The sequence below is a fragment of the Burkholderia sp. Ac-20349 genome (genome assembly GCF_017104865.1).
In the GTDB taxonomy this organism is placed as follows: Bacteria; Pseudomonadota; Gammaproteobacteria; order Burkholderiales; family Burkholderiaceae; genus Burkholderia; species Burkholderia aenigmatica.
The window spans coordinates 1-12,064 of record NZ_JAAGPM010000188.1 but is presented as its reverse complement, the minus strand read 5'-3'; the positions used below and the strand labels follow the sequence as shown (position 1 = coordinate 12,064).

Sequence of the window (12,064 nt, the reverse complement as noted above, 5' to 3'; positions counted from 1 at the left end):
CCGCGCACATCCGACGAGTCGGCGACGGACGAGCCCGCTGCACGGGCAGGGCAGTCCGACACCGATAAAATTGCAACTAACGGTCAAGCCGCGCGGCACCTGCCGATGGGCTCGACCACGCCGGCCCGCGATCCGGCACGCGCCGGCCGCATCGAGCGCCGCCGCGATGCTGCCGGTGCCGAGCGCGACGATCAGCCCCGGCGCGCCGCCGTGTGCGCCGACGACGGTCGTATATGCATCGCTCTCGACCGCCAGCGCGCCGAGCGGCGCCTGCGCGCGGAACGCGGCCAGCCATGCCGCATTGTTGACGCCCGCGAGCCCGCAACCGAGCGCGCACTGCGACCAGTTGAATGCGAGACCGGCCTGGGTGAACGCGTCCGCGCAGGCCGCACCGATCGATGCCCACGCGCGCTCGATGCCGAGCCCAAGCCCCGACGGGCCGCCGCGCCCCTGCGCGAGTTCGCGCCCGTGCCGGTCGGCCAGCACTGCGCGCGTACCCGTGCCGCCGCCGTCGATGCCGATCGCAAAAAGTAATGCCGCCATGCCTTCATCCCGCTGATTCGAACAGGCGCCAAGCTTAACCGGATCGGCGCCGCGCGCCCATCTGCCGTTCGGCCGGTTGTCCCGCGAAAAGGGCTTACGCTATGCTGACGCGTTCGAGTCGATACTGAAAACGAGGCAGACGATGTCGCAGCGGTGCAACTGGGTGAAGACGGAAGCGGACGCTCACTATCACGATACCGAGTGGGGCGTGCCGTCGCACGACGATCGCCACCTCTTCGAAATGCTGATCCTGGAAGGGGCGCAGGCCGGGCTGTCGTGGTCGACGATCCTGAACAAGCGCGCGGGCTATCGCGAGGCCTTTGCGGATTTCGACGTCGATGCCGTCGCGCGCTTCACACCGAAGCGCATCGAGAAACTGCTGGAGAATCCCGGTATCGTGCGCAACCGCGCGAAGGTCGAGTCGGCGGTCACCAATGCGCGCGCCGTGCAGCGCATTCGCGAAGAGCACGGGTCGCTCGCCGCGTTCCTGTGGTCGTTCGTCGGCGATACGCCGATCCAGAACGCGTGGCAGTCGTACCGCGACGCCCCCGCGTCGACCGAACAGTCCGACGCGCTCAGCAAGGCGCTGAAGGCGTACGGCTGCAAGTTCGTCGGCTCGACGATCTGCTATGCGCTGATGCAGGCCACCGGCATGGTCAACGATCACGAGGTCGGCTGCCCGTGCCACGCGCAATGCGCGGCGCTCGGCGGCAAGCAGCCGGCACGCCGGCGCAACGCGGGCTGACGGCGCGGCGCGCACCGGAGCCGTCACGGCCTCGGGATTTTCCCGGCCCCCAAAAGCAAAACGGCGGAGCGGCTTCTTTCGAAGCACGCTCCGCCGTTTCGCGGCAAACCGTCAGACGCTCTTAGTGGAGCTTCTTCGGCAGCATCTGGCTGCGCAGGCGCTTGTGCAGGCGCTTGACGGCTGCTGCCTTCTTGCGCTTGCGGACTGCGGTCGGCTTTTCGTAGGACTGGCGCTCGCGCAGTTCAGCGATCAGGCCATTTTTTTCGATAGCACGGCGAAAGCGGCGAATCGCCACTTCGAACGGCTCGTTTTCTTTCAGAAGAATCGTCGTCATGTCGTTCCTAAATTGCTTAAACGGTCAAAAACGTAGCGGCCAAGCGCCACGCACCGGCCATCCGAGCGTCCCCACAAACAGGCGAAACGAGCGGAAATACGGCCTCGGAGGCCGGAAAAGAGAGGCGGAAAGCACCGCGAGTACGCTTCACAAGCCGCGTGCAGCGCCGCGTTTGACTGCCAGCAGACATGCCGAAAACGGCAGAGGCGTGACAGAAATCTCAATTCAGCCCGCCATCATAGCAGGGAATCACAGACAAAACCACCCTTTTGTCGCTTGCGTGTGCACAGCGTTGCGACTGCGTGCCGGAGCCGGCCGCCATCCTGTTTCTGCCCCCGTTTCATTCGGCATCGCGCCGGGCCCGTCCGAAATGACAAAGAAGGATAAAAAATCGGGCCGAATCTCAACGTGCCCCTCAAGTTTTGTTTTGGTGCGCCGAAATCCTGCTCTGAGGCGGCCAGCAATGAACGAGTGCTTCCGCCGACGCCAAAACGGCTTTCCAGGGCTTTCGGCTTAAACAGGAGAATTTCCATGCTCGGAATTAACAGCAACATCAACTCGCTGGTTGCACAGCAGAACCTCAACGGCTCGCAGAACGCCCTGTCGCAGGCAATCACCCGCCTGTCGTCGGGCAAGCGCATCAACAGCGCAGCAGACGACGCAGCCGGCCTCGCGATCGCAACCCGGATGCAGACGCAGATCAACGGCCTGAACCAGGGCGTGTCGAACTCGAACGACGGCGTGTCGATGATCCAGACCGCGTCGAGCGGCCTGTCGCAGATCACGTCGAGCCTGCAGCGTATCCGCCAGCTGGCCGTTCAGGCATCGAGCGGCTCGCTGTCGACCAGCGACCAGCAAGCGCTGCAACAGGAAGTTTCGCAGCAGATCTCCGAAGTGAACCGTATCGCTTCGCAGACGAACTACAACGGCAAGAACCTGCTCGACGGGTCGGCCGGTAACGTCAGCTTCCAGGTCGGCGCGAACGTCGGTCAAACCATCACGCTGAACCTGACGCAAAGCGTCTCGGCAGCAAGCATGGGCACGGGCCTGCCGACGAACGGCGCGACGCTCGGCCAGCTCACGGGCCTGAGCCTGACGAGCGCCGGCGCAGCGACGACCGGCACGCAAACGCCGTCGATCACGACGATCAACATCCTGTCCGACGGCCAGGGCGGCTTCAAGTTCACCGACCAGAACAACCAGGCACTGGCTAGCGGCGCGGTCACGAGCCTGTTCGGCGCCAATACGGCCGGCGCGGGTACGGCACTTTCGCTGACCCCGGTGGCAACCGGCGCACTGGGTTCGATTACCAGCACGCCGGCGGCAGCATCCGCCGCGACGACCAGCTCGGTTACCGCGATCAACGCCACCAACGCGGGGAACGGCTCCACCGTAGCCGGCCGCGCGGCCGCTGGCACCGCGCTTGGCACGATCACCGGCCTCAGCCTGGATTCGAACGGCGGCTTTATCGCCCCGAACGAGTCGGGCGCAACGATCACGTCGATCTCCGTGCTGTCGGACGGCGCTGGCGGCTTCACGTTCCAGGATCAGAACGGCAACGCACTGGCGGCCGGCGTCACCAGCAAGGTGTTCTCCATCACCGCTGCGACGACGACGGCCGGCGCTTCGCTTACGCTGAATGCCACCATCGGCTCCGCGACGACCAACGCGACGACCCAAGGCCTGGCTGCGCAAAGCGCAATCAACTCGACCAACCTCGCCAACGTGCCGCCGCGCGTCGCCGACATCAACATCAGCACGACGGCCGGCGCCAACCAGGCAATGGAATCGATCGACAACGCGCTGGCCACGGTGAACAACATCCAGGCAACGCTGGGTGCTGCACAAAACCGCTTCACCGCGATCAGCACGACGCAGCAAGCGCAAGCGACCAACCTGTCGCAAGCCCAGTCGCAAATCCAGGACGCGAACTTCGCACAGGAAACCGCGAACCTGAGCAAGGCACAGGTGCTGCAACAAGCAGGCATCTCGGTGCTCGCACAAGCGAACTCGCTGCCGCAGCAGGTCCTGAAGCTCCTGCAGTAATCGCTTCACGGCGTCTCGCCCGGGGCCCCGCGCAACGCATCGCGCGGCGCCCCGGGCGCTTTGGCTTGCGCGATTCGGCTGCCTGAATCGCGACAACCCAAAGCCTTCGCGCAATACGCATTCGATCACCAGATACGCATCGCTCATCCCAGGCACGGAGTCGTCACATGTCCACCGTCAACACCAATACGTCCAGCGCCAATGCGAACAGCGCGCTTCAGCAAGCTGCGCAGTCGATCATCAGCGGCTCGACCGGCAACTCGACGATGGACGTCAACTCGCTCGTGACGGCGCTCGTGAATGCGAAAACGGCCGGCCAGACCTCCGCGCTGACCGCCAAGCAAACCACCGACAACACCCAGATTTCCGCGTTCGGCACGCTGTCTTCCGCGCTGAGCGCGCTGCAGGCGAGCCTGACGACGCTCTCCAACGGCTCGCTGCAGAGCACCTTCACCGCGACGCCCAGCGGCAACGGCCTCACCGCGACGGCCGGCCAGGGCGCGGTCGCCGGCACCTACAACGTGAACGTCACCCAGATCGCCGCGGCCCAGGCGTTGTCGTCCACCGGCTTCGCCGATCCGACCAAGGGCCTCGGCAACGGCACGCTGGCCCTGTCGCTGGGCAAGCAGTCGTTCTCCGTCAACATCGACAGCTCGAACAACACGGTGGCGGGCATCGCGGCCGCGATCAACGGCGCATCCGGCAACCCGGGCATCACGGCGACAGTCGTCACCGGCACCGACGGCGCCCACCTCGTGCTGAGCTCGGCGGCCACCGGCGCGTCCAACACGATCAGCGTCGCGGTCAGCAACCTGAGCGGCGACGCCGGGCTGTCGAATCTCGGCGTCAAGTCGGTTCCCGGACAGAACGGCGGCCCGTCGACCTTCACGTCGGCCAACAGCAGCGCCGCGTGGACGCAGAGCACCGCGGCCCAGGATGCCGCCTTCTCGATCAACGGGATCAGCGCAACGAGCTCGACCAACACGGTCACCAGCGCGATCGCCGGCGTCACGCTGAACCTGACGTCGGCCGCGGTCGGCGCCGCGCAGGCCCAGACGCTGACAATCGCATCCGACACGAAGTCGCAGGCAACCGCGATCAACAACTTCGTGAACCTCTACAACACGCTCGTCACGACGATGGGCACGCTCACCCAGTTCACGGCGGGGGCAGCGACGCAAGGCCCGCTGCTCGGCGACTCGACGCTGAGCACGGTCAAGAACACGCTCGCGTCGCTCGTGACGCAAGGCGTGAAGAGCGGCAGCTCGACGATCACGCTGTCGTCGATCGGCATCACGCTGCAAGCCGACGGCACGCTGCAGACCGACAGCACCAAGCTCAATACCGCGCTGCAGAGCAATCCGGCCAGCGTCGCCGCGCTGTTCAACTCGACGAACGGCGTCGGCGCGCAGATGTCGACGGCAATCAACAACTTTACGAAGACGGGCGGCCTGATCGACCTGCGGACGTCCGCGCTCAACGCCGACCTGAAGAGCATCGCGCAACAGCAGACGACGCTGTCGAACTACGCGACGCAGCTGACGAACCAGTACCAGGCACAATTCACCGCGCTCAACACGCTGATGGCGACGATGAACAACAATTCGCAGTACCTGACGCAGCTGTTCGGCGGCCAGAACAGTGCCGGCGCGATGTCGAACAACAAGTAACCGACGCGAATGGAATCGACCATGGAACAGCACGAACTGATCGCGCGTTTGAATGCGCTGACCGACGACATCGAGCACGCGACCGCAATGGCCGACTGGACGGAAGTCGCCCGCCTCGCGGAAGTCCGCTCGCCGCTCGTCATGGCGCTGACCCCTGACCAGCCGCCGGAAGGCATCGCCGCCATTCGCCGCATTCAGGCCAGCAACGAAAGCGTCGTCGCCAACGCGCATCGCGCCCAGCGCGAGCTCACCGACGAGTATCACGTCGCGATGGGCCGCGTGCAGGCCGTCGGCGAGTATCACGACATGGCACGCCTGTAAGAACGCCCAGCGCATCGCCTGCGGCGATACGCACCCACGAACAACAAGCACTACACGCCGAAGTGAGGGCGTGCTCGTTCGACTCGTGCCCGCCTTGTGCGGGCATTTTTTTGTCTGGTCGATCCAGCGCGCGCCGACGACCGTACGCGCAGCCGAATACGACACGCGCCGCCCCACCACCCGCGCTCAGTTACTCGACGAACACCCGCCGCAGCTGCTCGAACTGCACGACGAACCAGAACTGCACGAACTCGACGAACTGCAGCTCGACGACGAGCAAGTGCTGTCCGACGCATCGAACGAACTGCCGCTGCCCGCTTTCCCGGCGACCAGCGACGACATCCGCGACGCGGCCTGCACGGATTGCGAATACACCGACCATGCGGTGCCGGCCAGCGCGGCCGTGCCGAACAGCGCGGCCGTCCACAGCAGCGGGTCCGGATCGCCACGTTCGCGATCCTGCGCCTGTTGCGTGGCCTGCGTATCGGGCGTGGGTCGCGGGTCGCGTGCGGCCCGTGGATCGTGCGCGATCCGGCGCGCGAGCAGCGCGGCGCGCCCCGCAGCCGTCGCCCCGCCGCGCCCGAAGCCGGTCAGCCGCCGCGCGACGATCCGGTACGCGACCGCGAACACCACCATGCAGACGGCAAGCAGCAGCACGGGCCGCCCGCGGCTCAGGCCGATCGCGAGTTTCGCTGCGCCGATGCCCAGCACGATCAGCACGATTGCACGCGCGGCCATGCGCGACGCGCGCATCTCGCCGGGTGCCCAGAGCCAGCCCTGCGCGCGCATCCCGTCGACGACCTCCTGCGCGTACCCGGCGAGCCGGTCGCGGAACAGGTCGTAGCGCGCAATGCCGGACGGCCGCTCCTTGAGCCACGCGCAGTGGTCGTCATGCCGGCCTGCACGGTCCAGGTCGGCGATCCGCACGTAGCCGCCGTGTCCGGGGACCGCCCACAAGTCGACCGCGCCCGCGTTTGCGAGCGACATCGTCACGACTTGGGCGACCCGTGCTTCGCCGCCGGTGAGATAGGCGACTTCGTCGGTGCTCAGGTCGGCCGACGCCTTGCGCGTGCTCCCGCCCCACCGGCGGCGCCGGAACTCGATCGCCTGCAGCACCATGATCAACAACAACGCGACGACGCACGCCGGCACATAGAACGCAAGAAACTGCGGGCCCGCGTAGTTCAGCACGTTGAAGTCCTGCGCCGATGCGCAGGTCGCGGCGACGCTCGCGGCGGCCGCCGGCCATACGAGCTTCGGCAACCGGTCGCGCCAGGTCCTGCCTGCCGGCGGGGCGGTCGGCGAATCCGCCTTCTGCGCCCCGCTCACGGCTGACGGTTCCGGCCGCGGCGCTCCGGACGCGTCGCGCAGGCCGGGCGGCGGCGGCCAGATCGACTCGGGCGGCTCGCAACCGAACAGCCGGCGATAGCTGTCCAGCGTGTCGCGGTAACGCTGCGCGTACACGGCGGCCTCGTCCGGCGCACCCGTGCCGGGCATGTGATGCAACCGCGTGCGCAGCACGCCGGCGCAGAACACGTCCCAGTATTCGAGCGTGTATTGCAGGTGGAAATGCCACGCGGCGTCAACCGCGACCGACGGCGTGACCGGGTGTCCGGCCGCTTGCGCGAGAAACGCGAAGCGCTTGTATTCGTCGATCACGGCCAGCGCGTGCGCCTGCGACCAGCCTTCGGCTTCGGCCAGGCGCCGGCTGTACGGCAGCGGCGCGTTCGGGTCGTCGGGGGAATAGGCGTCGAGACGCGCGAGCAGCGCCTGCTGCGCATCGGTGAGCGCACGGACATCGACTGCGGTCAAGGTAGACGGAATGGCAGCCATCGGGAGTCGGCGCGATGCGCGGACGGCCGCCGCGATCGACGCTTGGAGTTGTCGTTGCGGGCAATTCTCGCACAACGACGAGGCAACACGACACCGGCACGCCGGCCGCGTCCGGGGCATCAGGCGCGTTTGCCGCGCCGCGCGTCAGAAATCGAGTTGCGCGAGCGTGATGCCGAGCGCGGCCGCGATCTTCCTGCGCACCGACTTGCGCAGCTTCTCGCGCTTCTCGCGTTTCGCGTAGTCCGACCGACTGATGCCGATCCGCTGCGCGACCTCGGCCCGCGTCAGCCCGAGATATTCGCGCCACGCGCGTGCGGGCGAGCTGCCGTCGAACACGGCGCGCGTCACGACCTCATGCGGAACCGGGTCGCGCGTAACCCGTTGCTGCGCGACATAGTCGGCGTACGGAATCACGACGAAGGCCGGCGTACCGTCCGGCCCGTTGATGAATTGAACGGGGAGTGATTGGCTCATGTGGTGATCGCCGCCCGCGAGGCGACGCGGCTATTTCTCGTTTCGATCGACATTTTCAATCAGCGCCTTCAGATAGGCTTCGAGCACGTCGAACCGGACCAGCGAATGGTTGCGCCGGGTCGGATGCGCATACGATGCCGCCCTGACCGCTTCGGGCAGATTGGGCCTCAGCCACACGTCTGCATATTGCAGGCGGGCGTAGCGTTCGCCGTCCACCTCTTCCAGCACCATGTGCCCGCGCCACGGGTATTCATTGAAGATTCCCGACACCTTGTGGACAAACAGCAGTCCACATTCACCGACCTCGAGCGCGAGGTTGCCCCAGGTCATCGGCCCGCTGTAGAACTGCAACACCGTGCCGAGATGGTCCGGCGTGATGCCATGACGGCAGGAATAGATGTGCTGCACCGTTGCGCGCAACACGTGGGGACTCGGCGAGTCAATCACGGAAACGGCCACGAGGTCGTGGCTGTTGACCGGCATCAGTAGCGGTTGCATGCGGTTCTGCGCGTTCGTCGGTTCGAAGCCCTGAAGTCCGGAATACTCAAGCATCTTCATCCGGTGTGCAAGACCGAAAATTGCCGCACAACAGACACCCATCGGCCGGAAACAGCAAACGCGAAAACGATGATGCGGTGAAACTGCCGCGAGCCTAAATGGGCGTGACGCGGCTTTGGCGGGGGGCGAACAAGTCGGCTGAAGGTGAGCCAGATAAGGAAATCTGCGGGCGATGAAGGACACTTCGCTCTTTCACCGTGCCGCGTGCGCGTACCATACGAAAGAGCAAGCGTGGCACTACACGATGTGCGCGATCACCGCGCCGGAAGGATGCCTGGATGCATGTGAAAAGGTAGTCTCAATAAACTTTTGGCCGAGAACAAGAATGCAACCGACCTACATATCTGTTGGGAAGCTGTTTGGGGATCAGGTGCGGCATACGGTCCCGCTGTTTCAACGTCCGTACGTCTGGGCGCGCGAGGAGCAGTGGGAGCCCTTGTGGGAAGACATCTCCGGCCTGCTCGACCGGATCGAGCGTCGAGCCGACGGGGCAAGTGTCGCAGGGCATTTTCTCGGGACAGTCGTACTTGAACAGACGCCGAATGCGACAGGCAGCCTGCCCCGCCGTGAGGTCATTGACGGACAGCAGCGCCTCACCACGCTGCAGCTCGTGCTCAAGGCAGCAGAGCATGCGCTATCTCATGCACTCGAAGGCGCAGACGAATCCCAGCGCAAGCCGATTAACGTTGCCCATCGCCAGATATCTCCGCTGACGACGAATCCCGGGTGGTCCACCGAGGATGAACAATACAAGGTGTGGCCGACCAATGAAGACCGGGCACCCTTCATGTCGGTTATGGACTCCGCCGCCTCGGACGCCTGGACGAAGCCAGCGAGTCGGATGGCGGAAGCTTACGCGTATTTCCGAGCGATGTTCCAGACTTACCTGTCGGGACAAGACATAGGTCAACGCGCACAACGATTCGCGGCGGCGCTCAAAGACCATCTGCGCCTAATCGTTCTCGACCTCGACACCGAAGACGAACCGCAAGCCATCTTTGAAACGCTAAACGCGCACGGTACGCCGTTGCTCCCTGCGGACCTGATCAAGAACTGGCTGCTGTGGGAAGCAAACCGTCAGCATCTGAATATCGCTCCACTGTATGAGTCACACTGGAAGCAGTTTGATCGCGACCACGGATACTGGCGAGCGCGCGTTGGTGTCGGCCACGCTGCGCGCGCGCGAATCGACACGTTTTTGCAAAACTGGCTATCGAAGGAAACTCTCGAGCAGGTTTCGCCGAAGCATCTCTATGATCGCTTCCTCCGGTACATGACAGTGCTCAAAAAGCAGTCTCCGGGCGAAGTCATTAATGTGGCCCATCTCATGAGTGGCATCAACTCTGATTCGGTGCGATATCAGCGCATTACTGAAGCCACTGGAACAACGCGCTTTGATGCCTTTCTGCGCCGGCTCGCAGTGCTGGATGTGATTGTGTTCCAGCCGCTGCTGCTCGCGATCATGGGGCGTGCAGGCATCACGAGTGCCGATCTGGATAACGTCGCAATCGTGATGGAGAGCTATCTCGTCCGCCGCATGATTTGCGGTATGCAAACGCGTGGTGCGGGATCGTTGGCGCTGAGCTTGCTGAGAGTCGTCGATCAGGTTCCTGAAGGGAAGCCCGTCGCTGAGGCCGTGGAGGAGCATCTGCTGAATGCCACAGGCTCTGACCAGTGGCCCAACGACACAATGTTCCGTCAGGAATGGATGACCCGCCGCTTTTATAACGGGCTACGTCGCGATCGCGTGAGCATGGTACTGCAGGCGCTTGAGGAGGCGTATCAAAAGTCGACCTCCAGCAAGGCAGAGCCGCTGCTAACGTTCGATTTTTCCCAGTTGGAAATCGAACATGTAATGCCGCAGAAGTGGCAAGAGCACTGGCCGTTGATTGATGGGCAAACAGCTGACGGACGTGACATCATCGTGCACAGGGTCGGCAATCTAACGCTAGTCAGCAAGAAATTGAACCCGGCGCTCTCGAACGCGCCGTGGGTTTCGGCAGCTAGTGGAAGGTCGAAGCGGGAAGGGTTGGAGGAGCATAGCAAGCTCGAACTGAATAAGCGCTTACTCAAACAGAATGCAACCTGGGATGAGGCCTCAATTTCTCAGCGTGCGGGAGACTTATTCGAGCAGGCAATTATCTTGTGGCCGATTCGTGAGAAGCGTGACATTGAGACACCAGTCATCACCAGCGCGAGCAGCTTGCAAAGCAGCGCAGCGGCTGCAGTGTTCACTGCGGAAAACGCAACCTCTAGGCCCGCAGGCGAGCATGCCGTTGAGACGGGCTCTTCGTTCCAGGTTACGTTGCAGCTCACCTATTTCAACATGGGATTCTTCAACGTCTCGGTAGATGCCCAACATCTGTTCCCGGCGCAGGGCGGCATTGTGAAGATCATCTGTGGCCCGGAGCATTATCAGGTTGACGGGCGATTTGACCGCTCAACGAACACCAATGGAACACCGCGCATTTTCGGCTATACCCCGTTGAAAAACTGGTTCCAGCGGAATCTCACCCCGATGGAAAAGTTTCTGGTGGAAGTGATCGGTCCGTCGACAATCATATTGAACAAGGTGTAACGACGGGTCTTTCGATTGGCCCATCCCCAGTTGGCGACGACCTTGCGTGCCAGCGCTTCGCTGCGCGCTTTGGGTGTCGAATCCGCGTCGCCCCATTCTTTCAGAATTGTATTTTTTTGCAGCGGAGCTGCCCCCATGGCGTACCCCAAAATCAAAATTGAGGAAGAACCAATTTGAGGGACACCGCCAGACACATGCGCCCGCCGCCAGCATTTCTAGGACCTACTGTACTTTCCCCAGACGCAAATTTCCCGCAACGCCTTAACTGGCGGGGGCTTTCAGGATTTCAGGGAATTTCTACGGAAGACGAGATGGCGCGCCCGGCTGGGATCGAACCAGCAACCCCTGCCTTCGGAGGGCAGTACTCTATCCATTGAGCTACGGGCGCCTGTGACAATGAAGCGACCCCAATATACAGGCCACCCACGATTGGCAAGACGGCAAGGATACCCGGTTTCCCATGACGCGTCCACCTTGCCCGACGAATCCCCGCCGGACCACGCTGCGTGCGGGTAAACACGCGCCATCGCACCGCTCGCCGTGATGTAAACGTTCCGTCTATAATCGACCGGGCTTCATTGGACTGCCATTTGCCGTTGCACCGCGCTCACAATTCCTAATCACGGAGACGAGGCAAGCATGAGCGAAGCACCCCACGAATCTCCCGTCAAAACTCCCGGGCAGCTGATTGCCGTCATCATCGCGTCGTTCGCGATTCCGATCATCCTGATCGTCCTGTTCGCCAATTACGCGAACCATGCGTTCCGTTCCGGCGCCGGCACGGACGCGCTATCCGACCAACAGGTCGCCGCACGCATCGCCCCGCTCGCGAAGGTCGACGTGAAGGACGCCAACGCGCCCCGCACGTACAAGACCGGCGAGGAAGTCTACAAGGCCGTCTGCGTGACCTGTCACGGCACAGGCGCCGCCGGCGCGCCGAAGTTCGGCAACAAGGACGACTA

Annotated in this window: 11 protein-coding genes and 1 tRNA gene; 6 read left to right on the top strand and 6 right to left on the bottom strand. The window is 63.7% G+C overall.

Annotation, left to right across the window (positions count from 1 at the left end; all coding sequences use genetic code 11):
• Positions 1 to 543: BadF/BadG/BcrA/BcrD ATPase family protein (locus G3N61_RS35040; RefSeq protein ID WP_346778603.1), on the bottom strand; the 543-nt coding region annotated here is incomplete at its 3' end.
• Between the two features lie 142 nt (positions 544 to 685).
• On the opposite strand from G3N61_RS35040, the gene G3N61_RS35035 reads away from it, so the two are divergent.
• Positions 686 to 1,288: a DNA-3-methyladenine glycosylase I gene (locus G3N61_RS35035; protein ID WP_089449692.1), complete on the top strand. Its 603-nt coding sequence runs from the start codon at positions 686 to 688 to the stop codon at positions 1,286 to 1,288.
• A gap of 121 nt (positions 1,289 to 1,409) precedes the next feature.
• Here G3N61_RS35035 and rpsU read toward each other — a convergent pair whose 3' ends face one another.
• Entirely contained in the window at positions 1,410 to 1,622 is a 213-nt protein-coding gene (gene rpsU / locus G3N61_RS35030; RefSeq protein WP_006401410.1) for a 30S ribosomal protein S21, read from the bottom strand.
• Between the two features lie 531 nt (positions 1,623 to 2,153).
• Between rpsU and G3N61_RS35025 the strand changes: the two genes are divergently transcribed.
• From G3N61_RS35025 to G3N61_RS35015, 3 genes are all read left to right on the top strand, one after another.
• Positions 2,154 to 3,668: a flagellin gene (locus G3N61_RS35025; RefSeq protein ID WP_205824648.1), complete on the top strand. Its 1,515-nt coding sequence runs from the start codon at positions 2,154 to 2,156 to the stop codon at positions 3,666 to 3,668.
• A gap of 167 nt (positions 3,669 to 3,835) precedes the next feature.
• Positions 3,836 to 5,338, top strand: coding sequence for a flagellar filament capping protein FliD (gene fliD, locus G3N61_RS35020; protein ID WP_205824647.1), 1,503 nt, complete (start codon positions 3,836 to 3,838; stop codon positions 5,336 to 5,338).
• A 21-nt stretch (positions 5,339 to 5,359) separates the two neighbouring features.
• Positions 5,360 to 5,659 (top strand): flagellar protein FliT, encoded by a 300-nt coding sequence (locus tag G3N61_RS35015; protein WP_089449689.1) that lies wholly within the window; start codon positions 5,360 to 5,362, stop codon positions 5,657 to 5,659.
• A 186-nt stretch (positions 5,660 to 5,845) separates the two neighbouring features.
• On the opposite strand, the gene G3N61_RS35010 is transcribed toward G3N61_RS35015, so the two are convergent.
• From G3N61_RS35010 to G3N61_RS35000, 3 genes are all read right to left on the bottom strand, one after another.
• Complete coding sequence (locus G3N61_RS35010; protein ID WP_089449688.1) at positions 5,846 to 7,492, bottom strand: TIGR04222 domain-containing membrane protein; 1,647 nt, start codon at positions 7,490 to 7,492, stop codon at positions 5,846 to 5,848.
• A gap of 144 nt (positions 7,493 to 7,636) precedes the next feature.
• On the bottom strand, positions 7,637 to 7,966 hold the full coding sequence (locus tag G3N61_RS35005; protein ID WP_043185016.1) for a helix-turn-helix transcriptional regulator: 330 nt from the start codon (positions 7,964 to 7,966) through the stop codon (positions 7,637 to 7,639).
• Between the two features lie 30 nt (positions 7,967 to 7,996).
• Positions 7,997 to 8,524 (bottom strand): hypothetical protein, encoded by a 528-nt coding sequence (locus G3N61_RS35000; RefSeq protein WP_205824646.1) that lies wholly within the window; start codon positions 8,522 to 8,524, stop codon positions 7,997 to 7,999.
• A 325-nt stretch (positions 8,525 to 8,849) separates the two neighbouring features.
• On the opposite strand from G3N61_RS35000, the gene G3N61_RS34995 reads away from it, so the two are divergent.
• Positions 8,850 to 11,102, top strand: coding sequence for a DUF262 domain-containing protein (locus G3N61_RS34995; protein WP_205824645.1), 2,253 nt, complete (start codon positions 8,850 to 8,852; stop codon positions 11,100 to 11,102).
• 312 nt (positions 11,103 to 11,414) lie between these two features.
• Here G3N61_RS34995 and G3N61_RS34990 read toward each other — a convergent pair.
• Positions 11,415 to 11,490 (bottom strand) — tRNA-Arg (locus G3N61_RS34990).
• 251 nt (positions 11,491 to 11,741) lie between these two features.
• On the opposite strand from G3N61_RS34990, the gene G3N61_RS34985 reads away from it, so the two are divergent.
• Positions 11,742 to 12,064, top strand: a 323-nt coding sequence (locus tag G3N61_RS34985) for a c-type cytochrome (protein WP_205824644.1), incomplete at its 3' end; no start/stop codon positions are given.

Coding starts and splice junctions, on each gene's coding strand:
- G3N61_RS35035 (WP_089449692.1), top strand. CDS start 686: ATGTCGCAGCGGTGCAACTGGGTGAAGACGGAAGCGGACGCTCACTAT.
- rpsU (WP_006401410.1), bottom strand. CDS start 1,622: ATGACGACGATTCTTCTGAAAGAAAACGAGCCGTTCGAAGTGGCGATT.
- G3N61_RS35025 (WP_205824648.1), top strand. CDS start 2,154: ATGCTCGGAATTAACAGCAACATCAACTCGCTGGTTGCACAGCAGAAC.
- fliD (WP_205824647.1), top strand. CDS start 3,836: ATGTCCACCGTCAACACCAATACGTCCAGCGCCAATGCGAACAGCGCG.
- G3N61_RS35015 (WP_089449689.1), top strand. CDS start 5,360: ATGGAACAGCACGAACTGATCGCGCGTTTGAATGCGCTGACCGACGAC.
- G3N61_RS35010 (WP_089449688.1), bottom strand. CDS start 7,492: ATGGCTGCCATTCCGTCTACCTTGACCGCAGTCGATGTCCGTGCGCTC.
- G3N61_RS35005 (WP_043185016.1), bottom strand. CDS start 7,966: ATGAGCCAATCACTCCCCGTTCAATTCATCAACGGGCCGGACGGTACG.
- G3N61_RS35000 (WP_205824646.1), bottom strand. CDS start 8,524: ATGAAGATGCTTGAGTATTCCGGACTTCAGGGCTTCGAACCGACGAAC.
- G3N61_RS34995 (WP_205824645.1), top strand. CDS start 8,850: ATGCAACCGACCTACATATCTGTTGGGAAGCTGTTTGGGGATCAGGTG.